Origin of the sequence: Parasphingopyxis marina, from assembly GCF_014237875.1 — a bacterium.
Lineage (GTDB): Bacteria > Pseudomonadota > Alphaproteobacteria > Sphingomonadales > Sphingomonadaceae > Parasphingopyxis > Parasphingopyxis marina.
In genome coordinates this window covers 339074-365952 of the sequence record NZ_JACJVJ010000003.1, presented here as the reverse complement: position 1 = coordinate 365952, position 26879 = coordinate 339074, and the positions used below count along the sequence as shown (strand labels likewise).

Here is a 26879-nt window from a genome sequence, read left to right as displayed (position 1 = left end):
TCTTGGGCTCAACAAGCCGATCTACCGCACCTCCGCCGCCTATGGCCATTTCGGCCGCAAGCCCGATGGCGACACCTTCCCATGGGAAAAGACCGACCTCGTCAGCGACCTTAAAACCGCGCTTTAGACTGCCATCCAGCCCCAGCGGCCGTCACAATTCGCTGGGGTTGAGCCTGTCGAAAGGCTGTCCTTTTCTTGCCGACACCGGAGATAAAGGCAGCCCTTCGACAAGCTCGGGGCAAACGGTTAGTGGGGCGGCCGTGACAGGTGATTCCAATCTTTACGCGCTGATCGCCAGCGCAGCGGCAGAAGCGGGCGACAAGCCGGCGCTCGTCGAAAGCGGCGCGGTGCGGCTGCGCTATGGCGAACTCGACGGCGAAGTCGGCCGCCGGGCCGCCGCGCTGACGGCGGCGGGCGCGCAGCCGGGCGACCGCATCCTCGTCCAGGTCGAAAAATCGGTCGAGAATGTGCTGCTCGATCTCGCAAGCCTGCGCGCAGGACTGGTCTATGTGCCGCTCAACACGGCTTATACGGCCGCCGAGCTCGGCTATTTCATCGGCGATGCCGAGCCCGCGGTGATCGTTTGCGATCCTGCGAAGGAACCCGCCATCGCGCCGCTAAGGGGCGACGCGGCGCTGCTGACGCTGGACGGCGATAGCGGGGGCAGCCTCCCCGATGTCGTTGCCGCCACGGGCGAAACCAGCGCCATCGTGCCGCGCGACACCGACGATCTCGCGGCGATCCTCTACACTTCGGGCACCACCGGCCGTTCCAAGGGCGCGATGCTCAGCCATGGCAATCTTTCGTCCAATGCGCTGGTGCTGCAGGACTATTGGCACTGGCAGCAAAGCGATGTGCTGATCCACGCGCTGCCCATCTATCATGTCCATGGGCTGTTCGTCGCGCTGCACCTGGCGCTGCTCGGCGGATCGACGATGCTTTTCCACAAGGGGTTCGACGCCGATGCCGTGCTGGCCGACATGGCACAGGGCACCGTGCTGATGGGCGTGCCGACCTTCTATGTCCGGCTCGCCGCCCATCCGGGCCTGACACGCGAGACGAGCGCGAATATGCGGCTTTTCATCAGCGGCTCGGCGCCGCTGCTCGAAGCGACCTTCGCCGAGTTCGCGGAAAAGACCGGGCAGCGCATCCTCGAGCGATACGGAATGACCGAAGCCGGGATGATCACCTCCAATCCCTATGACGGGGAGCGGATCGCGGGAACCGTCGGCTTCCCGCTGCCCGGCGTCGAGGCGCGCGTCACCGATGAGAGCGGCGCCGAAGTGCCGCGCGGCGAGCCCGGCGTGCTCGAAATCAAGGGGCCGAACCTCTTCAAGGGCTATTGGAAGAAGCCCGACAAGACGGCCGAGGATATGCGCGCCGACGGCTTTTTCGTCACCGGCGATATCTCGACGATGGACGCAGAGGGCCGCGTCGCGATCGTCGGGCGCGCGAAGGACCTGATCATCGCGGGCGGGCTCAACATCTATCCCAAGGAGATCGAACTCGCGATCGACGATGTGCCGGGCGTCGGCGAGAGCGCGGTCGTCGGTGTGCCGCATCCCGATCTTGGCGAGGGCGTCGTCGCTGTGGTGACGCGCACCGATCCCGCGCTGGACGAAACGGCGATCCTCGATGCCATCGCTGGCCAGCTCGCCCGCTTCAAACAGCCGCGCAAGATCGTCTTTGTCGACACCCTGCCCCGCAACGCCATGGGCAAGGTGCAAAAGGCGAAGCTGCGCGACGATTATGGCGATCTGTTCGCATGACCGAAGACCCCGCCACGATCCGCCGCCTCTACGGCCGCTCCAAGGGCCACAAGCTCCGCGCTTCGCAACAGGCGCTGCTCGATACCCTGCTCCCGAAGATCGCGCTGCCGGAAGACGGCCCGCTCAATGCCGAAACGCTGTTCGGCGATGCGCGGCCGCTGCATTTCGAGATCGGTTTCGGCTCCGGCGAACATCTGGCCGGCCAGGCCCAGGCGCATCCCGAAGCCGGCTTTATCGGCTGCGAGCATTTCGTGAACGGCGTGGTCGGCGCGCTGCTCCATGTCCGCGACAAGGGCCTGAAGAATATCCGCCTGCATATGGGCGATGCGCTCGATGCGCTCGAACGGCTGCCCGATGCCTCGCTGGAACGTGTCTATCTCCTCCACCCCGATCCCTGGCGCAAGGCGCGGCACGAGAAGCGCCGCATGGTCAATCACGGCCCGCTCGACATGATCGCGGCGAAGCTGAAGCCCGGCGGCGAATTCCGTCTGGGCACCGATCATCCGGTCTATTGCCGCTGGTCGATGATGGTCATGGGCCAGCGCGCGGATTTCGACTGGCTCGCCGAGCGCCCGTCCGATTTCCTCGTCCGCCCGGACGACTGGCCCGAGACCCGCTACGAGGCCAAGGCCCGCCGCAAGGGCCACGAAGTCTGGTATTTTCGCTATCGGCGGGTCTCTAGCCCCGCGCGCCGCTAGCTTGCGGGCGTCAGCCTGAACAGAACGCCGCGGCTCTCGTCGCGCTGGTCGCCCAGCGCCCAGATCGCCCCGTCGACCCCCGGCATGACCGCCCGGATACGCTGGCCGAGATCGTAACGGGCCGCTTCGCGCGCCGTATCTCCCTCGACATCGACCCGGACAATCCCGTCGGTCCGCAGGCCGGAGATCAGGATATCCCCCTCCCAATCGGCGAACATCGCGCCCGAATAGAACGCCATGTTGCCGGGCGCGAGAACCGGGGTCCAGCTGATCACCGGCGCACGGAATTCGGGGCGGGTATCGTGACCGGGGATCGGGCGGCCGTCATAATTGCCGCCGTTCGAAACGGTCGGCCAACCGTAATTGGCGCCCGCTTCGATCAGATTGAGTTCGTCACCGCCGGCCGGGCCGTGCTCGAGCTCCCACAGCCTGCCGTCGGGCGCAAAGGCGAGGCCGAGCGGATTGCGATGGCCATAGGACCATATCTGGGTGGTCACCCCGCCGCGACCGGCAAAGGGATTATCTTCGGGCGTGGTGCCGTCATCGTTGAGCCGCACCACGGTTCCGAGCGTGTTCGACAGGTCCTGCGCCGGATCCTGCTGCATTCGTTCGCCCGAGGAAATATAGAGCAGCCCGTCGGGCCCGAAGGCGATGCGATGGCCGAAATGCCCGGGACTGACGATGCGGGGCGACTGGCGCCAGATAATTTCGACATTTTCGAGTCGCGGTTCGCCATCGAGCAGGAGACGCCCGCGCGCTACGACGGCGCCGCGCAATTCGTCGCGCACCGGCTCGGCATAGCTGAAATAGACAAGGCCGTTTTCGGCATAGCCCGGATGGAGAACGACATCGCCGAGCCCACCCTGCCCGCCATAGGCGACCTGCGGAATGCCCGCGATCTCGAGCGGCTCGCCACCTTCGCTCCAGAGCAGCATGCGCCCGGCCTTCTCGGTCACCAGCAACCGGCCGTCGGGCAGCGGGGCCAGTGCCCAGGGTTCCGAAAACACCGCCACTTCCTCGACTTCGAACACGGTATCGGCATCCACAGTCTGGGCGGCGACCCCGTTCGGCCCGCTGCTGCAGGCAATCAGGGCGGTAATGGCGAGACTGGAAAATAGGCTGCGCATGTCGGGTATCCTCTGTTGAATATCGGTTTGGCGAGAACGCGTCGCGTATCCCTATGGTTTCACTTGCCGGATTTCAAACACGCTCCTATATAGCCCTTGCTTTCCTCTCCATCGCTGTTGGTGCAGAGGCTGGCCCGGACGCTCCGGGCCGGCGCGGAAGCGGCGTATTTATGCTATAGGGACAGGCATGGCGGACATTGCCGCATTGACGCAGCTGATCGAACCCGAAGTCGAAGCCCTCGGCTTCGCGCTCGTGCGCGTCAAGATGACCAGCGGCGAGGACGGCCCGATCCTGCAGGTGATGGCGGAGCGGGAAGACACGCGCCAGCTGGTGATCGAGGATTGCGCGGAGATATCGCGAGCGCTTTCAAAAATGCTCGACGAAACGGACCCGATCGACGGCGCCTACCGGCTGGAGGTTTCTTCGCCCGGAATCGATCGTCCGCTGACCCGGCTCAAGGATTTCGACGATTGGGCCGGCCATGACGCCCGCATCAACCTGATCGAGCCGGTGCTGGGCAAGAAGCATTTCAAATGCGTGCTCAAGGGCCGCGAAGGCGAGGCGATCCATGCCACGATTGCGGACAAGCCGGGCGCGAAAAAGATCGACGCCGAAGAGAATGACCATATTTTCGATTTCAAGAACATCCATTCGGCCAAGCTGGTCTTGACCGACAGGCTCATCAGGGAAACCGCGCCGCTTTCGACGGAAGGTGCGGAAACCATTACGGAAGAAGGATAGGACCATGGCTACAGCCATTTCCGCCAACAAGGCCGAACTGCTCGCCATCGCCGATGCGGTGGCACGCGAGAAGATCATCGACAAGGCGATCGTCATCGAGGCGATGGAGGACGCAATCCAGCGCGCCGCCCGTGCCCGTTATGGCGCCGAAAACGATATCCGCGCCAAGATCGACACCGAAACCGGCGATCTTCGGCTTTGGAGGGTGGTCGAGGTCGTCGAGGAGGTCGAAGATCACTTCAAGCAGGTCGACCTGAAACAGGCCGAAAAGCTGCAGGCCGGCGCGAGCGTTGGCGACTTCATCGTCGATCCGCTGCCGTCGATCGAGTTCGGTCGGATCGCCGCCCAGGCATCCAAGCAGGTGATCTTCCAGAAGGTCCGCGAAGCCGAGCGCGAGCGGCAATATGAGGAATTCAAGGATCGCGCCGGCGAGATCATCACCGGCGTCGTCAAGCGCGTCGAGTTCGGCCATATCGTCGTCGATCTCGGCCGCGCGGAAGGCGTTGTCCGCCGCGACGCACAGATCCCGCGCGAAATCGTCCGGGTCGGCGATCGCATCCGTTCGTTGATCCTGAAAGTCGTGCGCGAAAATCGCGGCCCGCAAATCTTCCTGTCGCGCGCCCATCCCGATTTCATGCGCAAGCTGTTCGCGCAGGAAGTTCCCGAAATCTACGACGGGATCATCGAGATCAAGGCCGCTGCCCGCGATCCGGGCAGCCGCGCCAAGATCGGCGTGATCAGCCATGACGGTTCGATCGATCCGGTCGGAGCGTGCGTCGGCATGAAAGGCAGCCGCGTCCAGGCGGTCGTCCAGGAAATGCATGGCGAGAAAATCGACATCATCCCTTGGTCCGAAGATCTCGCGACCTTCGTCGTCAATGCGCTGCAGCCGGCCCAGGTCGCCCGCGTCGTCATCGACGAGGAAGAGGAACGGATCGAGGTTGTGGTTCCCGACGACCAGCTGTCGCTCGCCATCGGCCGCCGCGGCCAGAATGTCCGCCTTGCCTCGCAGCTGACGGGCTCCGCGATCGACATCATGACCGAGGACGAAGCGAACGAGAAGCGCCAGAACGAATTCATGCAGCGCTCCGACATGTTCCAGACCGAACTCGACGTCGACGAAACGCTTTCGCAGCTGCTCGTCGCCGAAGGCTTTAGCGAGCTTGAGGAAGTCGCCTATGTCGATCCGTCGGAAATCGCCGTCATCGAGGGTCTTGACGAGGATATCGCGGGCGAGCTTCAGACGCGCGCCATCGAAGCGCTCGAAAAGCGCGAGGAAGCGGCCCGCGAACGGCGCCGCGAACTCGGCGTCGAGGATGCGCTGGTCGACATGCCGTATCTCACCGAGGCGATGCTGGTGACCCTGGGCGAAGCCGGCATCAAGACGCTCGACGATCTCGCCGATCTTGCAACCGACGAACTGATCGAAAAGCGGCGCGCCGAACCGCGCCGCCGCGATCAGGCCGCACCCGCCCGTCCGCAGCCCAAGGGCGGCGTACTCGGGATGTACGGGTTCAGCGAGGAACAGGGCAACGAGATCATCATGGCCGCGCGCGCCCACTGGTTCGAGGACGAAGACGAGCCGGCGCCCGCCGCCGAAGCCGCGAATTCCGAGGAGGACGCGGCTGCGGATGGCGACAAATGAGCAACTCGACGGCCTGAAGCCGACAAAGCGCCCCAGACATAGCAAGGCGCAGGAACCGGAAAGGAAATGCATCCTTTCCGGAGGCGTCGCTTCGCGCGATGCCCTGATCCGCCTTGCGCTCGCGCCGGACGGGCAGATACTGCCCGATGTGCGGGCGAAGGCGCCGGGGCGCGGGGCATGGATATCGCCGGACCGCGCGGCATTCGACGTCGCACTTGCCACGGGGAAGCTGAAAGGAGCGCTCGCGCGCGCATTCAAGACCGGTGAATTCACCGTCACGCCCGATCTCGGCGACAGGATCGAAGATGCGCTCAGGCGCAATGCGCTCGACCGGCTGGGGCTGGAAACGCGCGGCGGCGCCGTGCTCAGCGGATCGGAGAAGATTCGCGAAGCGGCCCGGGCGGGCAAGGTTTCGCTGCTGCTTCACGCCGCAGACGCGGCAGAAGACGGCCGCAGGAAGCTGGATCAGGCCTGGCGCGTCGGACGTGAGGCCGAAGGCAGCGATTTGCGGGGGTTGGCACTTCCGGCGGGGCGCACCATATTGTCGGAGGCGCTGGGCCGCGAAAATGTGGTGCATATCGCGGTTGTGGACGAACGGGCCGCAAAGCGTGTATCAGGCGCGATCTCGCGCTGGATGGAGTTTTCGGGACCGACAGGCAGGACCGATCCTTGCGGACGCGAACCGCAGGGCCGAAGCCGTAGTGAGATGAAAGACAAAGGGCAGTAATGAGCGACGACACGAAGAAAACACTGGGCACCCGTACACTCGGCGTGAAACGCACCGTCGAGGGCAAGGTGCAACAGCAGTTCAGCCATGGCCGCAAGAACACGGTCGTGGTGGAGCGCAAGAAGCGCCGTGTACTCACCAAACCCGGTGAAACCCCTGCCCCCGCGCCCGTGGAAGAGGAAGCCAAGGCACCGCCTCCGCCGCCACCGGCCGCGAAGGAAGCGCCCAAGCGCACGCCCAAGACAAGCGAGGCCGATGAAACGCTGAGCCGCAAGGAAAAGCAGGAAAAGCTTCTCCGCGAAGCCGAAGAGGCGCGCCTCGCCCAGCTCGAAGACGCGCGCCGCCGCGAAGACGAAGCGAAGAAGCAGGCGACCGAAGAAGAAGCCAAGCGCGCCGAAGACAATCGCAAGGCCGAGAAAACAGCCAGCAAGGCGGAAGAAGAGGCCGCCGAAGCCGTTTCCGAGGCGGAAGTCGAAGCGGAAGCGGTAGCGGAAGGCGAGGCCGATGCCTCTGGCGGCCCGGCGCTCGATCCGGACAAGCCCGCCCCGCGCAGCTTCACGCCCGTCGCCAAGCCCAAACGGCCCGACAAGAAGAAAGACGATGGCGGCCGTCCGTCCAAGCGCGACGACCGCAAGGAACGCTCCAAGCTTACCGTCAACCGCGCGCTGCGCGATGGCGAAGGCGGCGTCCGTTCGCGCTCGCTCGCCGCGCTCAAGCGCGCCCGCGAGAAGGAAAAGGAAAAACGCGCCCATGCCGATGACGGGCCGCAGGTCAAGAAAGCCCGCGACGTCGTCGTTCCCGAAGCGATCACCGTTGGCGAACTCGCCAAGCGGATGGATGAAAAGGGCGCGGATCTCGTCAAATCGCTGTTCAAGATGGGCATGGCGGTTACCGTCAACCAGACGGTCGATCAGGATACCGCCGAGCTGCTGGTCACCGAATTCGGCCACAATATCCAGCGCGTCTCCGAAAGCGATGTCGAGATCGGCATCGAGGGAGACGAGGACAAGGATGCGGACCTGAAGCCGCGTCCGCCGGTCGTCACGATCATGGGCCATGTCGATCACGGCAAGACGAGCCTGCTCGATGCGCTGCGCGGCACCGATGTCGTTGCCGGTGAAGCGGGTGGCATCACCCAGCATATCGGCGCCTATCAGGTGAAGACCAAGGAAGGGACCGAGATAACCTTCCTCGACACGCCCGGGCATGAAGCCTTTACGGCAATGCGCGCGCGCGGTGCCAATGTCACCGATATCGTCATCATCGTCGTGGCGGCGAATGACGGGATCATGCCGCAGACGATCGAGGCCATCAATCATACCAAGGCCGCCGGCGTGCCGATGATCATCGCGATCAACAAGATGGACGCCGAAGGCGCCGACGCAAAGAATGTGCGGGCCCGCCTGCTCGAGCATGAAGTGGTGGTCGAGGAAATGTCCGGGGACGTGCAGGATGTCGAGGTATCGGCGCTCAAGCGCACCGGCCTCGACGAGCTGATGGAGAAGATCACGCTCCAGGCGGAACTGCTCGAACTCAAGGCCAATCCCGACCGCGCCGCCGAAGGCACGGTTATCGAGGCGAAACTCGACAAGGGCCGCGGCCCGGTCGCGACGATCCTCGTCAGCCGCGGCACGCTCAAGACCGGCGACATCTTCGTCGTCGGCGCGGAAAGCGGCAAGGTGCGCGCGATGGTCAACGACAAGGGCGAGCAGGTGAAGGAAGCCGGCCCATCGGTTCCCGTCGAGGTGCTCGGCCTGTCCGGCGTGCCCGGCGCCGGCGATCCGCTGACGGTGGTGCCCGACGAGGCCCGCGCCCGCGAGGTCGCCGAATATCGCGCCGACGTGCTCCAGCGCGCCCGCACGACCCAGACGCCGACCAGCGTCGAGAACATGTTCTCGGCAATGGCGGAAGAGCAGGCGATCGAATTTCCCGTGGTCATCAAGGCCGATACCCAGGGTTCGGTCGAAGCGATTATCGGCAGCCTGGAAAATATCTCGACCGACGATATTCGCGTCCGCGTCCTCCATTCGGGCGTCGGCGGTATCACCGAAAGCGATGTGACCCTGGCGTCCGCGTCGAAGGTGCCGATCATCGGCTTCCACGTCCGCGCCAACGCCAAGGCGCGCGAAGTGGCCCAGCGCGACAATGTGAAGTTCAAATATTTCGACGTGATCTACGATCTTATCGACGAGATCAGGGGCGAGATGGCAGGCGAGCTCGGCCCCGAAAAGGTCGAGACCGTGGTCGGCCGCGCCGAGGTCAAGGAAGTCTTCCCGGCCGGCAAGAAGGACAAGGCGGCGGGCCTGCTCGTCACCGACGGCTTCATCAAAAAGGGCCTCCATACGCGCCTGATGCGGGACGACGTGATCGTCAGCGCGACGACCATCGCCTCGCTCCGTCGTTTCAAGGACGATGTCGACGAAGTCCGTTCGGGCCTCGAATGCGGCGTCCTGCTGGAGGATACCAACGACGTGAAGCCCGGCGATACGCTTGAAGTCTTCGAGGTCGAACTGCGCGAACGCACATTGTAGCTGTAACCAATTGCACCTATTCTCGATTCTCCACATCAAGGGAGAGTCGAGATGGGTGACAAAAAGGTTCCGGACAAAGGCTATGACAAGGGCGGCAAGCCCAGCGACAAGGGCGGTTACGACAAGAAACCCGTCGATAAGGGCGGCAAGAAATAGCCGGCGCCCGGCGGCGCAGGCCTGACCGGGGATACGCAAAGATACGCCGATGAAGACCGACGAGACCCAATCCGTCCGCCTGTTGCGCGTCGGCGAGCGTGTACGTCACGTCTTGTCGGAAATCCTGGCGCGCGGCGACGTGCATGACGAGGTGCTCGCCAGCCATATGGTCAGCGTCACCGAGGTTCGCATGTCGCCGGACCTGCGCCACGCTACCGTCTATGTGAAACCGCTTCTGGGCGGCGACGAGGCGGAAGTGCTGGCGGCGCTGAAGAAGAATGTCCGCTATCTGCGCGGCGAAGTCGCCAAGCGCGTGAACACCAAATATGCGGCCAACCTCAAATTCCTGCTCGACGAAAGCTTCGACGAAGGCGGCAAGATCGATACGCTGCTTCGCGATCCAAAGGTCGCGCAAGATCTGGATGAGGAAGCGGAATAGGCGGTCCGATGCCGTGCTGCGCGGTCAGCAATAAAATTCGTACCAGACGCTCTTTTCCGTCCGGTGCGCCTTACGCTCGTAGAGCCTGCGCGCCGCCTTGTTCTCCTTTTCGGTGACCAGCCAGAATTCCGCGATGCCGCGGCGCTTGCCCTCCGCACCGACGGCGTCGAGCAAAGCGGAGGCAACGCCCTGCCGCCGCCATGGCTTGGCGACGTCGATTTCCTCGACATAGATTTCGGCGGGTTTGTCTGGGAAGAAGAACATATAGGCGAGCGCCTTGCCGATCGCGCGACCATCGGCCTCGGCGACGATCAGGAACTGGTTGGGATTGGCGAGGCAGGCCGCGACGAAATCGGGCTTCACCTTGCCGTCGAACACGCCTTTGTCCGCCGCCTCGAGCAGCGCGGCATTGTCTGCCGTGATGAGATGATAGCCGATATCGCCCATCGCCCGTCCTCCGTCGCTTCAGCAGCCGTTCAGCCCGTTCGATCTATAGCGTATACAGGAGAAGACGTATGAAAAACGCACTCATCACATTTTCCATAGCCGGGTTTGCGCTGGGTTCCGCCCCCGCGCTCGCCGATCACCATGAAGGCGCCGAGCCCGAACAGGCGCGCATTCCCTTCGCCGACAGCCGCGGCATCCGCAACTGGCGGGCCGATGACGGCGAGGACGCGATTCTGATCGAAGGCCGGGGCGGCCAATGGTATCGCGCCGAATTCATGCGCCGCTGCATGGGCCTCAATTTCTCGAACGCGGTCGGTTTCGAAACGCGTGGTGCGGGCAGTTTCGACCGGTTCAGCGTCGTCCGCACGCGCGACGACCGCTGCCAGGTCCGCAGCCTGTACGAAATTCCCGATCCCGACGCCCCCGCCGAAACAGAGGCGGAACCCGAGACCGAACACGGCCACGATAGCCACTAGTTTCGGCCACAATCCGCAGCCATAGGCCATGCCCATGGCTGCGGATGTGACACGACTCGCAACGGCATTGCATGATGGCCCGGTAAGCCTCGTCCCCTTCGACGATCGCTACCGCGAAGGGCTGCGCGCGGCCTGCGCGGCGGATACGGAAATCTGGGAAATCTATCCCTTCTCCATGGCCGGCGAGCATTTCGATACCGCGCTCGAGCGCGTCCTCGCCTTTCATCGCACCGACAGCTGGGTGCCGATGATCGCTCTTGGCCGCGAGGACGAGGTTGTCGGCATGTCGAGCTATATCGGCCCCGACGGCACCCACGGCGTGGTCGAAATTGGCGGCACCTATATCGTGCCTGCGCTGCGCGGCACCGGCTATAACTACACCATGAAGCGGCTAATGATCGATCATGCGGTCACCTGCGGCTTCACTCGAATCGAATTCCGCGTCGATACCCGCAACAAGCGTTCGATGGCCGCTGTGCTGAAGCTCGGCGCGACCCATGAAGGCACGCTCCGCAAGAACCGTATCACCTGGACCGGCTATGTTCGCGATACCGCGGTTTTCGGTCTATTGGCGGACGAATGGACGAAGCACCTCTAAAACCCGCCCTGCACGGCTGGCTCGTGATCGACAAGCCGGTCGGCATCGGTTCTACGCCCTGCGTGGCGGCGGTAAAGCGCGCGCTGCGCGAGGGCCGCTATGCGAAGGCAAAGGTCGGCCATGGCGGGACGCTGGATCCGCTGGCGTCCGGCGTCCTTCCAATCGCCATCGGCGAGGCCACCAAACTGGCCGGGCGAATGCTCGACAGCGACAAGATCTACGCCTTCACGATTCGTTTCGGCGAGGAAACCGAAACGCTCGATGCAGAGGGGGACGTTACCGAGACTTCGGAGAACCGGCCGACGCTCGCGGAGATCGAGACGGCGCTGCCCAGCTTCACCGGCGCCATCGATCAGGTGCCACCCAAATATTCGGCGCTCAAGATCGACGGCAGGCCCGCTTATGCCCGCGCGCGCGCGGGCGAAGATGTGACCATCGAAACGCGGCAGGTGACAATCCACCACCTAGCCATCGAAAGCCCGCCGAAACCGGGGATCGGGCTCAACGAAATCACCCTGGCCGCGCATGTATCCAAGGGCACCTATATCCGATCGCTCGCGCGCGATATCGCGCGCGCGCTTGATACCCGCGGAACCGTCACCATGTTGCACCGTATCAAGGCCGGCCCCTTCACGCTGGAGGGCGCGATTTCGCTAGACAAACTTGCCGAAATCGCTAAGGAGCAGCGCCTTGAACAGGCACTCTTGCCATTGACGGCAGGGCTGGACGACATCCCGGCTCTCACCGTCGCTCCCGATCAGGCAAGGCAGCTCCAGCAGGGGCAGCGGGTGATCGGGGTTTCCGCCACTGCCGGGCTCTATCTAGCAACCGACCAGTCTGTTCCGGTTGCTCTCGTCGAATCCGACGGGATCGAGCTGAAGGTTGTGCGCGGCTTCAACCTCTGACGAGCTTCCGGATAGCCGGACGCTCGCGGAACAACTCCCGAGCTGCCCGTTCACGGGATTGCTCGCACGAAATTGAAAGGAATGACACGATGTCGATTACAGCCGAGCGCAAAACCGCGCTGATCAAGGAACATGCCCGCGAAGAGGGCGATACCGGTTCGCCGGAAGTTCAGGTCGCGATCCTCACCGAACGGATCGTCAACCTGACCGAGCATTTCAAAGGCCATCACAAAGACCATCATTCGCGCCGTGGGCTGCTGATGCTGGTCAACAAGCGCCGTACCCTTCTCGCCTATCTGCGAGGCAAGGATGAAGGCCGCTACCAGGACCTCATCAAAAAGCTCGGACTTCGCAAGTAACATAGGAAGCGGCTCCTTCACCGGAGCCGTTTTCGCATTTGGACTTCGTGCAATCCGGCGCGGGGCCATCGAAACGGAGCGCGAATGCTCCAACACCGAAGCGGGCCGGTTTTGCCCGCACCTAGGCCATCGGCCGCATAGGGCGGCCGGTTGGAAGAAAGAAGAAACGTAATGTTTGACGTTAAAAAAGTCGAAATCGAATGGGGCGGCGAAACGCTGAGCCTCGAAACGGGCCAGGTGGCCCGCCAGGCCGACGGCGCCGTCATGGCGCGCCTCGGCGATACGGTGGTGCTGTGCGCAGTGACCGCTGCCAAATCGGTGCGCGAGGGGCAGGACTTCTTCCCGCTGACCGTGCACTATCAGGAAAAATTCTCGGCCGCCGGACGTATTCCGGGCGGCTTCTTCAAGCGCGAAGGCCGCGCCACGGAAAAGGAAACGCTGACCAGCCGTCTGATCGACCGCCCGGTTCGCCCGCTTTTCCCGGAAGGCTTTTACAACGAGATCAACGTGATCTGTCAGGTGCTCAGCTATGACGGCGTGAACGAGCCCGACATCCTCGCCATGGTCGCAGCATCCGCTGCGCTGACCATTTCGGGCGTTCCCTTCATGGGCCCGATCGGCGGCGCGCGCGTCGGCTACAAGGACGGCGAATATCAGCTCAATCCCAGCCACGAAGAAGTGGCCGAGGGCGAGCTCGACCTCGTTGTCGCCGGCACCCACAACGCCGTGCTGATGGTCGAATCGGAAGCCAAGGAGCTTTCCGAAGACGTGATGCTCGGCGCCGTGATGTTCGCGCATGAGGAATCCAAGAAGGTCATCGATGCGATCATCGAACTCGCCGAACAGGCCGCCAAGGAGCCTTGGGAGCTCGCTTCCAACGACGGCAATGACGAGATCAAGGAAAAGCTTCGCGGGCTGGTCGGCGACGATATCGCCGCCGCATATAAGCTGACCGACAAATCGGCCCGTTCGGACGCGCTCAACGCCGCCCGCGACAAGGCGAAGGAAGCCTTTGCCGACGAAGACGGCCAGGTGCAGATGACCGCTGGCAAGATGGTCAAGAAGCTCGAGGCCGAAATCGTCCGCGGCGCGATCATCAAGGACGGCAGCCGTATCGACGGCCGCAAGCTGGACGAGGTCCGCCCGATCGAGGCAATGGTGCACTTCCTGCCTCGCACCCATGGTTCGGCGCTGTTCACCCGCGGCGAAACCCAGGCGATCGTTACCACGACGCTCGGCACGAAAGACGCCGAGCAGATGATCGACGGGCTCGACGGGCTCTCTTATTCGCCCTTCATGCTGCACTACAACTTCCCGCCCTATTCGGTCGGCGAAGTGGGCCGCTTCGGCTTCACCAGCCGCCGCGAGACCGGCCATGGCAAGCTCGCCTGGCGGGCGATCCATCCCGTGCTGCCGAGTGCGGAAGAGTTTCCGTATACGATCCGCCTGCTCTCCGACATCACCGAATCCAACGGATCCTCGTCGATGGCGACGGTCTGCGGTTCCAGCCTCGCGCTGATGGATGCCGGCGTGCCGATCAAGCGGCCGGTTTCCGGTATCGCGATGGGCCTGATCCTCGAAGGCGATGATTTCGCCGTGCTTTCGGACATCCTTGGCGACGAGGATCATCTCGGCGATATGGACTTCAAGGTCGCCGGGACGAGCGAGGGTATCACCTCGCTGCAGATGGACATCAAGATCGCCGGCATCACCGAGGAGATCATGAAGACCGCCCTGGCCCAGGCCAATGGCGGCCGTGCCCATATCCTCGGCGAAATGGCAAAAGCGCTCAGCTCGGTGAACACCGAGATGTCCGACTATGCCCCGCGCATCGAAACGATGGAAATTCCGAAGGACAAGATCCGCGACGTTATCGGCACAGGGGGCAAGGTCATCCGCGAAATCGTCGCGGAAACCGGCGCCAAGGTCGATATCGACGACGAGGGCATCATCAAGCTCAGCTCGTCCGACGTGAACGAGATCGAAGCCGCCAGGAACTGGATCATCGGCATCGTCGCCGAGCCCGAAGTCGGCACGATCTATGACGGAAAGGTCGTCAATATCGTCGATTTCGGCGCTTTCGTGAACTTCATGGGCCAGAAGGACGGCCTGGTTCATGTTTCCGAGATCAATAACGAGCGTGTCGAGAAGGTGACCGACGTCCTGTCCGAAGGCCAGGAAGTGAAGGTCAAGGTTCTCGAGATCGACGGTCGCGGCAAGGTCCGCCTGTCGATGCGTGTCGTCGACCAGGAAACCGGCGAAGAGCTGGAAGATACCCGTCCCCCGCGCGAACCGCGCGGTGGCGGCGGTGGCCGTGGTGGCGATCGCGGCGGACGCGGTGGCGGCGGAGGCGGCCGTGGCCGTGGCCCGCGGCGCGATCGCGGCGAATCCAAGGATGCGGGCGAAGCCGAAGGCGGCGAACTGCCCGAGTTCATCACCAAGGACTAGAAGCCTGCCGGAAATTGCGAAAAGGGGCGGCTTCGGTCGCCCCTTTTTTCGTTTCGGTTGCGGTGCTACGTTGTTTTTTCAAGACTCTGCTATGGGGGTGCAGCAGGGCCGTCATTGAACGGACCACGCCAATGCGCGAGATATTCGAGCGGATGCGCGCTGCTCAAGATCGACATGAGCTCTGGAAGGTTTTTGTCGACTATTTCCGTACTCACGGCGTACGCACGCTGTGCGCCATGCACATCCCGCCCCCCGGAGCGCCCGACGGCAACCGCCGTATCATCGATGCCTGCGGTTTTCTCGAACCCCTGATCCGGGCCTATATTTCCGATGGATTGTGGGAACGCGATCCGATCCGAAAACAGGTGCAAATCCACCCCGCACCCTTTTTTTGGTCGGAAATTGGCGAGTTGCGCAAACTGGACGACGGCGAACAGGCTTTTCTCGCCGAATTCGTCGCCCATGGCGCAGGCGAGGGCATCGCGATCCCGGTTTTCGGACCTCATGGCCGCAATGGCTATATCGGCGTCGCGCTCGAGCCCCATCGCTCGCATTTCAGCGATACCGTGCTCAGGGAATTTCAGGCTGTCGCCCAGATGGCGCATCAGCGCTTTTGCGAATTGCTGGAGCCCGAGCTGATCGAAACCGTATCGCTATCGCGGCGCGAAACCGAGATTTTGGAATGGGTTGCCCGCGGCAAGAGCAACACGGTGATCGGGGAAATTCTCGAAATATCGCCGAACACTGTCGATACGCATATACGGCGCATCTACACCAAGCTGGACGTTTCGGATCGCACGATGGCAGCGCTCAGGGGAATAGGATGCGGAATGATCCTTCCCTAGCGCCCAGGGAGTGAACAGACAGCCATGCAGGGGTTTTTCGAACGGATTCGCGCTGCGACAGACAGGCATGCCGTCTGGGATGCATTGGTCGGCTATTTCGACCGGCGAGGCTTTGACAAGATCTACGCCATCCACTTTCCGCCACCCGGCGCATCGGACGGCGAACACCGGATAGCGATCTCCTCTGGCTATCCCGAAGAACTCGTCCTCCGCTACTTATCGACCGACATGTGGGACAATGACGCCGTGCCCCGCTACGCGCGGAGCCACCCCAAGCCCTTTTTCTGGTTCGATGTTCAAAAGGAAATGTCCCTCACGGAAAAACAGAAAGGCGCGATCGCCGAATTCGCCGCGTTGGGGGTCCGCAACGGGCTGGCTATCCCGGTGTTCGGCCCGAATGGCCGCAATGGCTGTGTCAGCGTCGCGATCGCCGATGACGGTCGCCGGCTTACCGATCCGGAAATCGCCGAATTTCAGGCCGTCTCGCAAATGGCTCATCAGCGGTTTTGCGAATTGCTCGAAGATCGCGTGCAAGAGCCGATTACCCTGTCTCCGCGCGAGACCGAGATCCTGACCTGGGTCGCGCGGGGCAAGAGCAATAATGTGATCGGCGAAATCCTCGGCATATCGGCCAATACCGTCGATACGCATTTGCGGCGAATCTACGAAAAGCTTGAGGTTTCCGACCGGACAACCGCCGCGATCCGCGGCATCGGATGCGGAATAATCCGCCCTTAGCCGCGCAAAACAGCCGACAACAGGCAAATGCCCCCGGTCCATCGGGCCGTCACGTGCCTACGGGACATGCCCAATGTGTCCGAGCCATGTAATAAAGTTGCTATTCGGGTCGCAGGGCTCGGTCACGAAGTGGCCGGGCCCAACATTCGGGTCGCAGGGTCCGGTCACAACGTGGCCGGGCCCGTTGGCGACCCGATTTCGACAATTTGGAACTTAGGCGAAAGCTGGCGCGTTCGGACGTATGATGCCCGATCTATGCCATCGAGCACGCCGAACGCGGAATTCCGCGGAAAGGCTGACACATGGATAATCATGCTTATCAGACCGAGTCCGAACGCGACCCGGTGTCTTTCAACCGGTCCGAACGGGCGCGTCTGGCCGATGCCCGCGACGTCATCACCTATCTGCAGACCGTCAACAAGCTCCGCGACATTTATATCGACAGCAGCATGTTCCGGAATCCCGTCTGGGACACGTTCCTGACGCTATATGCGAAGGAACTCTCGGACGAAGAGATGGCGATCGACACGCTCGCCGCGAGCGCGCGAATCGCCGCCGACGATTGCAGGGACGTCGTCGACCGGCTGACCATTGCCGGCCTCGTTGAGCTCCAGGACCAGGGCGAAGATCGTCAGCTCGTCCTGCTGACCGATCAGGGCCGTCAACGTATGGACGCCTTTTTGCGCAGCGCTTCGCGCGGCCAGTAGCACCCCAAAGACCGTGATCGGTATCATCCGATACGGTTCAGACCCGGTTCAACCCTAAAGACTAGACTATCTCCGAACGTTAAGGCGTATATTGCGCCGGTTGGAGAATTTTCATGGCTATCGGAAGCACCGCCAGAATCGCCGCGCTGCTCGCCACTGCGGCAGGCCTTTCGGGCTGCACCATCTATGACGGTTACGGCACGGGCTACAATAGCGGATATTACGCCGACAGCGCCTATCCCGACGAGTGTTACGACAAGGACGGCTATCTTTATCCCGAATGCGAAGACGCGACCTATGTCGCCCGCAACGGATATGGCTACGGCCGCAGCTGGTATAATAATTACGGCCCCTATGGCTGGTATGACGGCTTCTACTATCCCGGCTATTCGGTCTATATTTTCGATCGCCAAGGGCATCGCCATCGCTGGTCCGACAATCACCGCCGCCATTGGGAAGGCCGGCGCCATGCGAGGCGCGATGGAAACCGAGACGGACGCCATTGGGACGGTCGGCGCGATCGCGACGGCCGGCACGGCGATGACACAACCGCCGGTCGTGACCGGGACAGAGACGGGCGCCGCGGCGACCGCAGGCGAGATGGCGAACGCCGCGCCGTAGCACCCGATACCAATCCACGAGGCGTGCGCGGTCAGATGCGTGGAGCCCGAGGCGCCTCGAATGGACGGGGCCGGTCGACCGGCAACAACGCCAATGCGGGCCGGCAGGCATCCCCTCCGGCGCCCACAGTGGCACCGCCGCCGCCCCCGGCCCCGGCTCGCACAAACCGGAATCGCCAAAATTCGCCGACGACCCGGCAGACGCAACGGGTGCGCCAGAACCCCTCGCGCAACGATCCGCAATAGCGCGACAGCCAAAGGCCCGCGAAAAGATAAAGATGAACGTAAACCGGTGATTCCGGTCACAGCCAATTCATCTCCATTCATCGATACTCGGCCACGTTCCATCGATGGAACGAGAAGGAGTACTACGATGTTTCACGACCCTAAAGCCTTTAATGCCGGCCAAACGGGGTATCGCATCGTCTATCGGGCGAACGAGACCAACCATTGCCCCGGCTGTGGCCGCACGCACTGGTTCGTCGGCCGCATGACGGCGGAATGCGCCTATTGCGCCACCGCCATCCCGCTCGAATCCGGGCTGACCCTCGGCGCAGGGCTGTTTCGCACGCGCGGCAAGACGGACGCTTTCGCGCCGCTCGCCGCCTGATTTCAGTCCTTCCAAATAAAAAGGGCTGTTAACCCGCGCGCGCTATAGGCGCGACATGGACCGAATGATCCTCATCGCCGGCGTCTCGATGATCGCCATCGCGCTGCTGAGCAGCGGCGGTGAGGAATCGGTCACCTCCAGCCCGACGAAAACCATCGACACGACATCTGCAGACGCACCCGACGAACGGGCGGGCAACGGCTCTGCCGAATTTTCGGCCCGCCGCGCACCGGACGGCCATTTCTACGCGGACGTCCGGATCAACGGCGCGACGAGCCGGATGATGATCGATACCGGAGCCAGCCAGGTGGTGTTGACGCGCAGCGATGCGCAGCGTGCAGGGATCCAGGCGCGGCCCGGTGAATTCACGGCCACCGCGCAAACCGCGGGCGGAGAGATCGCGCTGAAACCGGTGACCATCGACCGGCTGGCGCTCGGCCCAGTCGATAGCCGCAACGTGCCCGCGCTCGTCGCCGAGGCGGACCTGCCCGTATCCTTGCTCGGTCAGAGCTTTCTTGAACGGGTGGGCACGGTCGAGATTTCGGGCGACGAACTGCGGCTGCGCTAGCCCAATCTGAATTCCGTTTCCTAACTTCCGATCCAGCGACCGCTTTCCTGAAATTCCGGACGGACCTGCGAGTTTGGCAAAGACCGCTCAATCGGCCGACTTTGTGGAAGATTGTTGGGTTCGGCGGGAAGGCGAGAGCCCGAAGCTGCCGCCTCCCGGATCGCCGGAGCTGGCGGCAGGCGGTTGTCCGCCTCCTGCACCGCGGCCGCGATATCGGCGGCGGCGTTATCGGTTTCGCGCGGCTGCCAGGGGCGCGGCGCTGGTTCATGGCCGGTATAGCGGACGGTAAACGCCCCTGGCCCGCCGTCATTGCCGCGCAACCGGTGGAACAGATGCCGGCCGATCATGTTGGTCATCGTCAGCCGCCGCCCCCAATGGGGCCAGACTTCGAGCGTGTGATAGTGCGTTGCGAAACCGACCTCGCCGAACGCCCGCCCGTCGATCGCTTCGCGCGCATAGCGCCGCGCGCGTTCCCACACGGTTGCGACCGGGCGCCGCGCCAGCGCCCCGTCACAGGTGAAGGTGAACTGGCAGCCGCCGCCGGCACGCATGGCGCCCTGATAGACGACGCCGCAGACGCTGTTGGGATAGGCGGGATGGCGGATGCGATTGATCACGACCTGCGCCACGGCGCGCTGCCCGGCCTCGGGCTCGATCCCCGCTTCATAGTAAATCGCCTGCGTCATGCAGAGCAGCGCACGATCGCGATCCGCATCGCTGGCAAAGCGCAGCGCGATCCCCTGCGGCCGGGGGCCTTCATAGCCCTGCGCAGCGGCGAGATCGCTCTCGATCGCCGCGCGGATCACTGCCGTCTCTTCGGGCGTCAGCGTGACCGGCAGCGCTTCGGCGTCCCCGGCATCTGGCGCGTCCCAGGGCAAGGCTTCGGGCAGCGGTACGGTAAGCCCGTCGCCCGGAACCGCGAGGCTCGCGGCGGTGAGCGTCATCAACCCGACGACGGCGAGAAAGATGGCGGCGAGGACGGACAATGCGGGGCGGGAACGCGCGGCCGGCGTCTCTTCGGGCTCGTCGAGCCACAGCGGAGCGGATTCGTGGGACGGTTCCGCGCGCAACCGCACGGGATCGCTCCAACTCCCCTGCATCCAGCGGGGTAAACTGTCTTCGGCGTTCGCCATCGCTTGTTTATTTCCCGAACAGCGCAAGGCCCGTGGCTAGGCGGGATTCAGGGAAAAGTAACAATAATAGATGGTTAAATTGGTCCCACTAGCGCCGGAAAGATCCTTAATCGCGGCGCAGGAACGCTATTGCGCGCGGCGGATCGGCAGGTTGACGTTGCAGACGTCGACCGCGCCCGCTGGACGGATGAACCAGCCCGAGCGGTTGGCGCGCGCATCCACATAGCTGCGGAAGGTTTCGGTGTCGGTGCGCATCACCTCGAAATGCGGGCGTTCGGCTACGGGAAGCTCGCTGGCAAGGCGGATGCTGGCGATCGGCGTGCGTTCCTCCTCCGTCTCGTAGAAACCCAGCGGACCCGTACCACGCGGCAGGCTCGACAGATTTTCGATCCCTTCCACGATCCGCCCGGCCAGCGCGATATTGCGATCAAGATGGCGCGGCGCATGGCCGATCACCGTGTAAAGCTCCGCGCCCGTTCCCGTATCAGGATTGTCGCCCCTCCCGACGCCGACCATGCCATAGCAATGGACGAGCCAGGCGAGCGAGCCGGCCGTTTCCATCGGCGGGGCGGGATTTTCCCCGATCCGCGTTCCCCGCCCAACCGGCCAGCCGTTCACATAGCCGCTGTTGAACGCATAGCCACCGGAGGTAACGGGCGCGAAGTCCCAGTCTTCCCCGGCATCGCGTTCATATTCTGCTGGAGGCGCTGCCTCGATCCCCTCGGGCAGCGCTTTTTCCTCGGTCGGATCGCCCCATTGCACGACATAATTGTCCTGCACGCGGACCACCGCGATGCCATCGAACCAATGCGCCCGCGCCAGCCGCCGGATATTCTCGACATGGACGGGCGCGAAATCGGGCGCGAGCTCGATGAACACCTGCTCGCCGCCGCCCAAGGTCATCACCAGCAGATTGTCAGGCGCTATCGGCCGCCAGTCGGATTGGGTCGTGGCCTCGACGATCTCATAGGGCGATTGCGGGAGCGCGGGCGCAGCGACTAGGGCCAGCGGCGCACTCAGGAATGCGGCGGTCTTTTTCATGCCCCGCTTTGTGCCATGATCCCCGCTCTTGCGCCAGCGCCGCGTCCGCTCTAGGGCCAGTCGCTCGCCCGAACCGGGCATGCGGAGCGGTGGCCGAGTGGTCGAAGGCGCACGCCTGGAAAGTGTGTATAGGGCAACCCCCTATCGTGGGTTCGAATCCCACCCGCTCCGCCAGCCACCCCCAGCACTAGTCTCTAATCGCCTGGGGTTTCCAGCACGCCGCGGAACAGGCCGATCTCAGCAGCCTAATCCCTATCGGCGACATCATACGCGCGGTCTCTCGAGCGATATTGGCCGGGCTTTGTGCGCCGCGTCTCTACCTGTACCTGCATCGGTTGGGTTTCCCTGTTCGCCGGGAAAGAACAGGGAAAAACCTTCATTTGAGGCCTAAAACAGGCCCATCTGACCCAATTCTCGATCTCATATCGAAAGAGCTGGCCAATTTCCGGCATTTGCAGGCTCGAAACACCATTTCCCTGTTATTCGACGGAACAGGGTATTTATTGGCCGTATCAGGGACCTCAATCGCCGATAACAGGCCTGCTAATCGCCGGAACAGGGCGTGTTTGCCGGATCCCAGACAAGCGCTTTTCGCTGCTCGCCCCAGGCCAGCGGTATAATCATATGGCGCAGTGTCTCAAGATTGAGCGTCGGAGGCTGCAGGCCTCGCATGATGTCTCGCTGGATGTCGGGCGAGAGAAATGCCAGCCGAAGGATGGCGCAATCATAGGGCGATTTTGGCGCGGCCTGAATTACTGGCATACCACGCTCGCAATCGAGCATGGCATGGGCCTTTCGCAATGCCGCGATGAGGACCGGATCGGGCCGGGCGGTTCTCTTGCCGCTTGCCAAGACAAGCCTCCGTCCACCACGCAGCGGAAGCGCGACCGGTAGATGGGTCGTCGCCGTCGAACCGGCATGAGCCAGCATCCGCTCGTCATCGGCGAGGCGAGCCGTGAGATCGGCCGGCCTGATGCCGGCGAGTTCGATCAACAGGCCATCATCGGCAAGCCGAACCGAACGGACAGGATGAAATGGCTTTTTCTCGGATGGCGTCCATCGCCCGATCGCCTCGGTGATTACGCGCTCGATCGCAGGCGCGGGAAGGCGGCGAATGCCGTCATCATCGGACCGAGCGCCCTGCTGGAGGGACGCAGACACATAATAGCGATATGCCCGTCCCGACTTGCCGCGCGAGAAAGTCGGACTCATGGGCTCGCCGGCGGCGTCGAACAGTTTTCCGGTCAGCGGCGCCTTGGCGATGCGGCGATCGGAAGCACCGCGATGCCTTCGCGCATTGGCATCGAGTCTGTGTTGCACCCGATCGAATATGTCGGGATCGACGATTGCTATGTGTTCGCCGTCGAACGCTTTGCCCTTGTGCACGATCTGGCCGAGATAGATGCGATTGCGCAGCAGGTGGAACAGCGCGCCGCGGCTGAAAGTCGCGCCGCCCACCGTCTTTCCCTTGGCAGTCTGCCAACGTTTCGATTGGATAACCTGTTCGGCCAGTTCGCGCTGGAGCGCATGGACCGAGCCCAGCTCGAGATAGCGGGCAAAGATGTGCCGCACCGTTCCGGCTTCGGCCTGGTTGACCTGTAGCGTCCGCGTGCCCGCTTCGGGAAGATCGTAACCGAGCGGGAGGTTACCTCCCATCCACATGCCCTTGGCCTTGGAGGCTGCGATCTTGTCGCGAATGCGCTCTCCCGTCACTTCGCGCTCGAACTGCGCGAAAGACAGCAGGACGTTGAGCATCAGCCGGCCCATCGAGTTCGTGGTGTTGAACGACTGGGTTACCGATACGAAACTGCAGTCGGCCTTCTCGAAGATCTCGACAATCCGGGCAAAGTCCGCGAGCGAGCGGGTCAGGCGGTCGATCTTATACACGACGACTATGTCGACGCGTCCAGCGCCGATGTCGGCAAGCAGCTTCTGCAGCCCGGGGCGTTCCATCGTTCCGCCGGAATAGCCGCCATCGTCATAGTGTGTCGGCGTCAGCGTCCAGCCTTCGCTGGCCTGGCTGAGGACATAGGCCTCGCTCGCTTCACGCTGCGCATCGAGGCTGTTGAACGACTGGTCGAGACCTTCCTCTGAGCTCTTGCGCGTATAGATCGCGCAGCGGAGCGTTTTACCACTCATGGCTGATCCCGCAGCCCAAAAAACCGCGGACCGTTCCAGCGTGTCCCGGCAATGGCGGTGGCTGCTGCCGAGAGGCTGGAATAGAGATCCTCCTCCCACCGGAATCCATCCTCCTCGACCGTGACGGTGACCGCGCGGCCCTTCCAGTTGCGCGTGAGGGTGGCGCCGATGCCCAAATGCCGGCCTTCAGGCACGACGGGGCCGGATCGCTCCAGCGCCTTGCGGGTATCGGCATCGAGCCCACCATGGACCTCGGCCTGCACGCGCCAGGCAAGCAGCATGCGCATGATCGGTTCGGAGCGAAGTGATGGAGGGGCGCCGTAGCGCCGCCTCCACTTCTCGCGAAGCTCGTCGAGATCCATACTCTCGATGCCGGCGACGACCTTGTCGATATCGTCGCTCATGCCTTTTTCTCCGCCCGGTAGCGGCGGACGCCATCGACTTTTTCCGACGTGATGCTCAGTCCGCGCTTCTTGAGCGCGCCGGCCATGGCGCCGCGCACCGAATGCTGCTGCCAGTCGGTGGCCTTCATCATCTCGGCGATGGTAGCGCCGTTCTTGCGGGTGAGCAGCTTCTCCAGCCGATCAAGCTTGCTCGGGCCTGCGGAAGCTTTGGTCGTATCGGTCATGTTTGTTCTCCGGTTTAGCGCGGGGGCCGGGAATGGCCGCCGCTACCGGCGCGAGCCCGGCTTGCCGGGCGTGGCACCAGCAATGCTCGGAATGGGCCAGTAGTCCAGTCCTCCTCCGCCCCTTTCTGCATTCACAGAGAGGGGGGGCAACGGACTCCAAAAGAACAAACGATCATGCTATGTTCATTCTATGATCTCAACCGAATCGAAGGCAGAGAAGTCCGCCCATCATCCGCTCGAAATCAGCTACAAGCCGATCGAGAGCCTGACTCCCGACCCTCGCAATGCACGAACGCATCCCAAGCGGCAGATTGCCCAGATCGTCGCCTCGATCCGCGAGTTCGGGTTCACCAATCCGATCCTCGCCGATCCGGACGGAAATTTGATCGCCGGACATGGACGCCTGCGAGCGGCGAAGGAACTCGGGCTTGGCGAAGTCCCGGTCATCGAACTTGCCGGACTGTCGGGGGCGCAGAAGAAGGCGCTGCGCCTCGCGGACAACAAGATCGCGCTCAATGCCGGATGGGATGTCGAGATCCTAAAGCTCGAACTGGCCGATCTCTCGCTGCCCGATGTCGATATCGACCTCTCGCTAACCGGGTTCAGTTCGGGCGAGATCGACGTGGTGCTGGCCGACAGTCCCGATCCGGATGACGAGGTGATTCCGGCCGTACCCGAGAACCCGCGGATCCGACCCGGCGACATCTGGGAACTTGGCGAGCACCGTGTCGGCTGCGGCGATGGCCGTGACGTTGCGTTCCTGCGCCGGCTGGTCGGCCATCATGCGATCGACTGCGCTTTTCTCGATCCGCCCTATAACGTGAAGATCAATGGTCATGCCAACGCAAAGGGTCGGCATCGCGAGTTCGCGATGGCCTCGGGCGAGATGGCGACCGAAGAGTTCCGTACTTTCCTCACCGATACGCTGGGCGCCTGCGCGAAAGTCTCGCGCGACGGCGCGGTGCACTTCGTCTGCATGGACTGGCGGCACATGGACGATGTCACGGCATCGATCGCCGATGTCTATTCGGAGCTGCTCAACGTCTGCGTGTGGAACAAGAGCAATGCCGGCATGGGTTCGCTCTATCGATCGAAACACGAGATGGTGTTCGTCTATCGCGTCGGCGATGCGCCGCACACCAACACGGTCGAGCTTGGCAGGCACGGTCGCAACCGCACCAATGTCTGGGACTATGCTTCGGTCAATTCGATGAAGGGGAGCCGCCGCGAGGATCTCAAGCTGCATCCGACGGTGAAGCCCGTCGCGATGGTTGCCGATGCCATCTGCGACGTTACCCGCCAGGGAGAACGGGTGCTCGATATCTTTCTTGGCTCCGGCACCAGCCTAATTGCTGCCGAGCGGGTCGGACGGCGTTTCCGGGGCCTCGATATAGATCCGACCTATGTCGATCTTGCCATGGCACGTTGGAGCGACATCACCGGCAAGGAACCGGTGCTGGTGCACCGCGACGATAGTGAAGCCGCGGCGTGAGCGGGGATACGCGATTCAAGCCAGGGCAGTCGGGCAATCCCAAAGGAAGGCCCAGGCAGCGTCGACCCAATGTATCGGCATTCGACATCATCTTCGATCGCACGCTGACGGTCACCCAGAATGGCAAGCAGCGCGAACTGACTGTCGACGAGGCGCTGCAACTGCAGACCTACCAGGCGGCGCTCAAGGGCAGCCGCATGGCGATCCGGAAGGTGCTCAAGATGATTGAGAAGCGCGAGGCAGCTCTGGCAAAAACCAACAAAGTCGTTTCGCCACCCGTCAGCATGGAGCGTCATCATTCTGCCGACAATGCGAACCAGGCAATGCGGCTTCTCGGCATTGCGGACGACGATCCCGACTTCGGAGGGCATCGAATGAAGGTCCACGCTTGGGCGACGCAGGCGGCGCTGAGCCGTCCGGGACGAAGAAAGTTCGCTCAACGGCAAGTCGACAACATCAAGTTCTTCACGTTCGATGCCGATACGCTGCGCTGGCCGCGCGGGAGGGTTGAATGAGTGCTGACGATCCGGTTGGCTACGGCCATCCTCCGGCCACGACGAGGTTCAGGAAGGGTCAGTCCGGCAATCCGAAGGGGCGGCCGAAGAACCGACACCGCGAGATACCGTACAATGGCGTCCTCGGGCAGATGGTCACCGTGCGCGAGGACGGTCGCGAACGTCGCGTCACCGCGGCCGAGGCATTTCTTCTCCAGTTGACCCAAAAGGGGCTCGCAGGCGACAGTGCTGCGGCCCGCTCGTCGCTTGAGGCGATCGAAGCGGCGCGCGCGAAAAGAGGCGATAACGAAAAGCCCCTGAAGATCGTCGTCTCATCCATCAGTTCTGGCGCTGACGCCATCATCGGCACGCTCGGTCTCGCGGTGAAGAAATTTCCGACCGACGAGAAGCGTGTGCGATGGGAACTTAACCCGTGGATCGTCGAGGCTGCGCTCGCTCGGTTTGGGGACCGGCGGCTCGCGCTCAAGGAGCAGCGCGAAGTATGGTCTGCGACGCGTACGCCAAATAAAGTAGCGTGGCCGGAATGGTGGGAGTTCTTCGGCTAGGGCAGCTTTGCGCCCTCATTTCGGCCGTTCGGGTGATCGATGAATGCTGCCAACATCTGCCTTTTCTCATGCTGAAACAGTTATCTTCGTCGCGGAGCCTGTCCATTGTACGTTCTGCGTTGTGATGCATCTCGTTTGGTCTATCCTGACTAGATAGCCAATTGCCTTGAATTTTCTCCGAGCCGGCGTATTGTTCCCTATATGTTCTCCAATCCGGTAAGTGCCGATGCC

The 26879-nt window shown here is 62.9% G+C and carries 28 protein-coding genes, 1 tRNA gene and 1 pseudogene; 23 read left to right on the top strand and 7 right to left on the bottom strand.

The window, feature by feature from the left end; translation table 11 throughout:
- The 3 genes and pseudogenes from H6P80_RS16610 to trmB all read left to right on the top strand — a co-directional run.
- Positions 1-127 (top strand): annotated as a pseudogene (locus H6P80_RS16610) (methionine adenosyltransferase); the annotation flags it as partial.
- Positions 128-260: 133 nt separating this feature from the next.
- Positions 261-1769, top strand: a complete 1509-nt coding sequence (locus H6P80_RS16370) for an AMP-binding protein (protein WP_221893067.1) — start codon at positions 261-263, stop codon at positions 1767-1769.
- Positions 1766-2467: a tRNA (guanosine(46)-N7)-methyltransferase TrmB gene (trmB, locus tag H6P80_RS16365; RefSeq protein ID WP_185802482.1), complete on the top strand. Its 702-nt coding sequence runs from the start codon at positions 1766-1768 to the stop codon at positions 2465-2467. The genes H6P80_RS16370 and trmB overlap by 4 nt, the downstream gene beginning before the upstream one ends.
- On the opposite strand, the gene H6P80_RS16360 is transcribed toward trmB, so the two are convergent.
- On the bottom strand, positions 2464-3594 hold the full coding sequence (locus tag H6P80_RS16360) for a PQQ-dependent sugar dehydrogenase (RefSeq protein WP_185802481.1): 1131 nt from the start codon (positions 3592-3594) through the stop codon (positions 2464-2466). The genes trmB and H6P80_RS16360 overlap by 4 nt on opposite strands.
- A gap of 187 nt (positions 3595-3781) precedes the next feature.
- Here H6P80_RS16360 and rimP point away from each other — a divergent pair, with 187 nt between their 5' ends.
- The 5 genes from rimP (at position 3782) to rbfA (ending at position 9834) form a co-directional block, all read left to right on the top strand.
- Positions 3782-4336 (top strand): ribosome maturation protein RimP, encoded by a 555-nt coding sequence (rimP, locus tag H6P80_RS16355; protein ID WP_185802480.1) that lies wholly within the window; start codon positions 3782-3784, stop codon positions 4334-4336.
- 4 nt (positions 4337-4340) lie between these two features.
- Positions 4341-5981: a transcription termination factor NusA gene (gene nusA, locus H6P80_RS16350; protein ID WP_185802479.1), complete on the top strand. Its 1641-nt coding sequence runs from the start codon at positions 4341-4343 to the stop codon at positions 5979-5981.
- Entirely contained in the window at positions 5968-6708 is a 741-nt protein-coding gene (locus H6P80_RS16345) for a DUF448 domain-containing protein (protein ID WP_185802478.1), read from the top strand. The genes nusA and H6P80_RS16345 overlap by 14 nt, the downstream gene beginning before the upstream one ends.
- A complete protein-coding gene (gene infB / locus H6P80_RS16340; RefSeq protein WP_185802477.1) occupies positions 6708-9239 on the top strand; it encodes a translation initiation factor IF-2 in 2532 nt (843 codons plus the stop codon). The genes H6P80_RS16345 and infB overlap by 1 nt, the downstream gene beginning before the upstream one ends.
- A gap of 205 nt (positions 9240-9444) precedes the next feature.
- On the top strand, positions 9445-9834 hold the full coding sequence (rbfA, locus tag H6P80_RS16335) for a 30S ribosome-binding factor RbfA (protein WP_221893065.1): 390 nt from the start codon (positions 9445-9447) through the stop codon (positions 9832-9834).
- Positions 9835-9858: 24 nt separating this feature from the next.
- On the opposite strand, the gene H6P80_RS16330 is transcribed toward rbfA, so the two are convergent.
- The gene (locus H6P80_RS16330; protein WP_185802476.1) at positions 9859-10281 is read right to left on the bottom strand and encodes a GNAT family N-acetyltransferase; all 423 of its coding nucleotides are present in this window, start codon (positions 10279-10281) and stop codon (positions 9859-9861) included.
- A gap of 68 nt (positions 10282-10349) precedes the next feature.
- On the opposite strand from H6P80_RS16330, the gene H6P80_RS16325 reads away from it, so the two are divergent.
- The 11 genes from H6P80_RS16325 to H6P80_RS16275 all read left to right on the top strand — a co-directional run bounded on the left by H6P80_RS16325 (position 10350) and on the right by H6P80_RS16275 (position 19155).
- Positions 10350-10757 carry a DUF6491 family protein gene (locus tag H6P80_RS16325; RefSeq protein WP_185802475.1) on the top strand — a complete coding sequence of 136 codons (408 nt, stop codon included), beginning with the start codon at positions 10350-10352 and terminating at the stop codon, positions 10755-10757.
- A 46-nt stretch (positions 10758-10803) separates the two neighbouring features.
- Complete coding sequence (locus H6P80_RS16320) at positions 10804-11355, top strand: GNAT family N-acetyltransferase (RefSeq protein WP_328805066.1); 552 nt, start codon at positions 10804-10806, stop codon at positions 11353-11355.
- Positions 11337-12260 carry a tRNA pseudouridine(55) synthase TruB gene (gene truB, locus H6P80_RS16315; RefSeq protein ID WP_185802473.1) on the top strand — a complete coding sequence of 308 codons (924 nt, stop codon included), beginning with the start codon at positions 11337-11339 and terminating at the stop codon, positions 12258-12260. The genes H6P80_RS16320 and truB overlap by 19 nt, the downstream gene beginning before the upstream one ends.
- A gap of 89 nt (positions 12261-12349) precedes the next feature.
- A complete protein-coding gene (gene rpsO / locus H6P80_RS16310; protein ID WP_185802472.1) occupies positions 12350-12619 on the top strand; it encodes a 30S ribosomal protein S15 in 270 nt (89 codons plus the stop codon).
- Between the two features lie 171 nt (positions 12620-12790).
- Positions 12791-15067: a polyribonucleotide nucleotidyltransferase gene (gene pnp / locus H6P80_RS16305; protein ID WP_185802471.1), complete on the top strand. Its 2277-nt coding sequence runs from the start codon at positions 12791-12793 to the stop codon at positions 15065-15067.
- Positions 15068-15198: 131 nt separating this feature from the next.
- The gene (locus H6P80_RS16300; RefSeq protein WP_185802470.1) at positions 15199-15912 is read left to right on the top strand and encodes a helix-turn-helix transcriptional regulator; all 714 of its coding nucleotides are present in this window, start codon (positions 15199-15201) and stop codon (positions 15910-15912) included.
- Positions 15913-15936: 24 nt separating this feature from the next.
- A complete protein-coding gene (locus H6P80_RS16295; RefSeq protein ID WP_185802469.1) occupies positions 15937-16650 on the top strand; it encodes a LuxR family transcriptional regulator in 714 nt (237 codons plus the stop codon).
- Positions 16651-16952: 302 nt separating this feature from the next.
- Positions 16953-17357: a hypothetical protein gene (locus H6P80_RS16290; RefSeq protein ID WP_185802468.1), complete on the top strand. Its 405-nt coding sequence runs from the start codon at positions 16953-16955 to the stop codon at positions 17355-17357.
- A gap of 113 nt (positions 17358-17470) precedes the next feature.
- Positions 17471-18223 carry a hypothetical protein gene (locus H6P80_RS16285; protein WP_185802467.1) on the top strand — a complete coding sequence of 251 codons (753 nt, stop codon included), beginning with the start codon at positions 17471-17473 and terminating at the stop codon, positions 18221-18223.
- Between the two features lie 127 nt (positions 18224-18350).
- Positions 18351-18587, top strand: coding sequence for a hypothetical protein (locus H6P80_RS16280; protein WP_185802466.1), 237 nt, complete (start codon positions 18351-18353; stop codon positions 18585-18587).
- A 55-nt stretch (positions 18588-18642) separates the two neighbouring features.
- Positions 18643-19155, top strand: a complete 513-nt coding sequence (locus tag H6P80_RS16275; protein WP_185802465.1) for a retropepsin-like aspartic protease family protein — start codon at positions 18643-18645, stop codon at positions 19153-19155.
- Positions 19156-19175: 20 nt separating this feature from the next.
- Here H6P80_RS16275 and H6P80_RS16270 read toward each other — a convergent pair whose 3' ends face one another.
- On the bottom strand, positions 19176-20288 hold the full coding sequence (locus H6P80_RS16270; RefSeq protein WP_185802464.1) for a cell wall hydrolase: 1113 nt from the start codon (positions 20286-20288) through the stop codon (positions 19176-19178).
- Between the two features lie 126 nt (positions 20289-20414).
- A complete protein-coding gene (locus tag H6P80_RS16265) occupies positions 20415-21329 on the bottom strand; it encodes a peptidylprolyl isomerase (RefSeq protein ID WP_185802463.1) in 915 nt (304 codons plus the stop codon).
- An 83-nt stretch (positions 21330-21412) separates the two neighbouring features.
- Here H6P80_RS16265 and H6P80_RS16260 point away from each other — a divergent pair.
- A tRNA-Ser gene (locus tag H6P80_RS16260) sits at positions 21413-21503 on the top strand.
- Positions 21504-21872: 369 nt separating this feature from the next.
- Here H6P80_RS16260 and H6P80_RS16255 read toward each other — a convergent pair.
- Genes H6P80_RS16255 through H6P80_RS16245 form a run of 3 tightly spaced genes read right to left on the bottom strand, consistent with a single transcriptional unit; the run spans position 21873 to position 24096 of the window.
- The gene (locus H6P80_RS16255; RefSeq protein ID WP_185802462.1) at positions 21873-23468 is read right to left on the bottom strand and encodes a recombinase family protein; all 1596 of its coding nucleotides are present in this window, start codon (positions 23466-23468) and stop codon (positions 21873-21875) included.
- Positions 23465-23872, bottom strand: coding sequence for a DUF2924 domain-containing protein (locus H6P80_RS16250; protein WP_185802461.1), 408 nt, complete (start codon positions 23870-23872; stop codon positions 23465-23467). The genes H6P80_RS16255 and H6P80_RS16250 overlap by 4 nt, the downstream gene beginning before the upstream one ends.
- Positions 23869-24096, bottom strand: a complete 228-nt coding sequence (locus tag H6P80_RS16245; RefSeq protein WP_185802460.1) for a DUF3489 domain-containing protein — start codon at positions 24094-24096, stop codon at positions 23869-23871. The genes H6P80_RS16250 and H6P80_RS16245 overlap by 4 nt, the downstream gene beginning before the upstream one ends.
- 190 nt (positions 24097-24286) lie before the next feature.
- Here H6P80_RS16245 and H6P80_RS16240 point away from each other — a divergent pair, with 190 nt between their 5' ends.
- From H6P80_RS16240 to H6P80_RS16230, 3 genes are read left to right on the top strand one after another with little or no spacing between them, the layout of a single operon-like run.
- Positions 24287-25588, top strand: coding sequence for a site-specific DNA-methyltransferase (locus H6P80_RS16240; RefSeq protein WP_185802459.1), 1302 nt, complete (start codon positions 24287-24289; stop codon positions 25586-25588).
- The gene (locus H6P80_RS16235) at positions 25585-26103 is read left to right on the top strand and encodes a DUF5681 domain-containing protein (RefSeq protein WP_185802458.1); all 519 of its coding nucleotides are present in this window, start codon (positions 25585-25587) and stop codon (positions 26101-26103) included. Before H6P80_RS16240 ends, H6P80_RS16235 begins: the two co-directional genes overlap by 4 nt.
- Positions 26100-26648: a DUF5681 domain-containing protein gene (locus H6P80_RS16230; RefSeq protein ID WP_185802457.1), complete on the top strand. Its 549-nt coding sequence runs from the start codon at positions 26100-26102 to the stop codon at positions 26646-26648. The genes H6P80_RS16235 and H6P80_RS16230 overlap by 4 nt, the downstream gene beginning before the upstream one ends.
- Positions 26649-26879 lie beyond the last annotated feature (231 nt).

What these genes read in the sequence shown, in the direction of transcription:
- H6P80_RS16290 (WP_185802468.1), top strand. Translation starts at nt 16,953, where the DNA reads ATGGATAATCATGCTTATCAGACCGAGTCCGAACGCGACCCGGTGTCT.
- pnp (WP_185802471.1), top strand. Translation starts at nt 12,791, where the DNA reads ATGTTTGACGTTAAAAAAGTCGAAATCGAATGGGGCGGCGAAACGCTG.
- rbfA (WP_221893065.1), top strand. Translation starts at nt 9,445, where the DNA reads ATGAAGACCGACGAGACCCAATCCGTCCGCCTGTTGCGCGTCGGCGAG.
- H6P80_RS16240 (WP_185802459.1), top strand. Translation starts at nt 24,287, where the DNA reads ATGATCTCAACCGAATCGAAGGCAGAGAAGTCCGCCCATCATCCGCTC.
- H6P80_RS16280 (WP_185802466.1), top strand. Translation starts at nt 18,351, where the DNA reads ATGTTTCACGACCCTAAAGCCTTTAATGCCGGCCAAACGGGGTATCGC.
- rimP (WP_185802480.1), top strand. Translation starts at nt 3,782, where the DNA reads ATGGCGGACATTGCCGCATTGACGCAGCTGATCGAACCCGAAGTCGAA.
- H6P80_RS16360 (WP_185802481.1), bottom strand. Translation starts at nt 3,594, where the DNA reads ATGCGCAGCCTATTTTCCAGTCTCGCCATTACCGCCCTGATTGCCTGC.
- H6P80_RS16300 (WP_185802470.1), top strand. Translation starts at nt 15,199, where the DNA reads ATGCGCGAGATATTCGAGCGGATGCGCGCTGCTCAAGATCGACATGAG.
- H6P80_RS16345 (WP_185802478.1), top strand. Translation starts at nt 5,968, where the DNA reads ATGGCGACAAATGAGCAACTCGACGGCCTGAAGCCGACAAAGCGCCCC.
- H6P80_RS16330 (WP_185802476.1), bottom strand. Translation starts at nt 10,281, where the DNA reads ATGGGCGATATCGGCTATCATCTCATCACGGCAGACAATGCCGCGCTG.
- H6P80_RS16230 (WP_185802457.1), top strand. Translation starts at nt 26,100, where the DNA reads ATGAGTGCTGACGATCCGGTTGGCTACGGCCATCCTCCGGCCACGACG.
- H6P80_RS16285 (WP_185802467.1), top strand. Translation starts at nt 17,471, where the DNA reads ATGGCTATCGGAAGCACCGCCAGAATCGCCGCGCTGCTCGCCACTGCG.
- infB (WP_185802477.1), top strand. Translation starts at nt 6,708, where the DNA reads ATGAGCGACGACACGAAGAAAACACTGGGCACCCGTACACTCGGCGTG.
- H6P80_RS16325 (WP_185802475.1), top strand. Translation starts at nt 10,350, where the DNA reads ATGAAAAACGCACTCATCACATTTTCCATAGCCGGGTTTGCGCTGGGT.
- H6P80_RS16275 (WP_185802465.1), top strand. Translation starts at nt 18,643, where the DNA reads ATGGACCGAATGATCCTCATCGCCGGCGTCTCGATGATCGCCATCGCG.
- truB (WP_185802473.1), top strand. Translation starts at nt 11,337, where the DNA reads ATGGACGAAGCACCTCTAAAACCCGCCCTGCACGGCTGGCTCGTGATC.
- H6P80_RS16265 (WP_185802463.1), bottom strand. Translation starts at nt 21,329, where the DNA reads ATGAAAAAGACCGCCGCATTCCTGAGTGCGCCGCTGGCCCTAGTCGCT.
- H6P80_RS16255 (WP_185802462.1), bottom strand. Translation starts at nt 23,468, where the DNA reads ATGAGTGGTAAAACGCTCCGCTGCGCGATCTATACGCGCAAGAGCTCA.
- rpsO (WP_185802472.1), top strand. Translation starts at nt 12,350, where the DNA reads ATGTCGATTACAGCCGAGCGCAAAACCGCGCTGATCAAGGAACATGCC.
- H6P80_RS16270 (WP_185802464.1), bottom strand. Translation starts at nt 20,288, where the DNA reads ATGGCGAACGCCGAAGACAGTTTACCCCGCTGGATGCAGGGGAGTTGG.
- H6P80_RS16250 (WP_185802461.1), bottom strand. Translation starts at nt 23,872, where the DNA reads ATGAGCGACGATATCGACAAGGTCGTCGCCGGCATCGAGAGTATGGAT.
- H6P80_RS16245 (WP_185802460.1), bottom strand. Translation starts at nt 24,096, where the DNA reads ATGACCGATACGACCAAAGCTTCCGCAGGCCCGAGCAAGCTTGATCGG.
- nusA (WP_185802479.1), top strand. Translation starts at nt 4,341, where the DNA reads ATGGCTACAGCCATTTCCGCCAACAAGGCCGAACTGCTCGCCATCGCC.
- H6P80_RS16295 (WP_185802469.1), top strand. Translation starts at nt 15,937, where the DNA reads ATGCAGGGGTTTTTCGAACGGATTCGCGCTGCGACAGACAGGCATGCC.
- trmB (WP_185802482.1), top strand. Translation starts at nt 1,766, where the DNA reads ATGACCGAAGACCCCGCCACGATCCGCCGCCTCTACGGCCGCTCCAAG.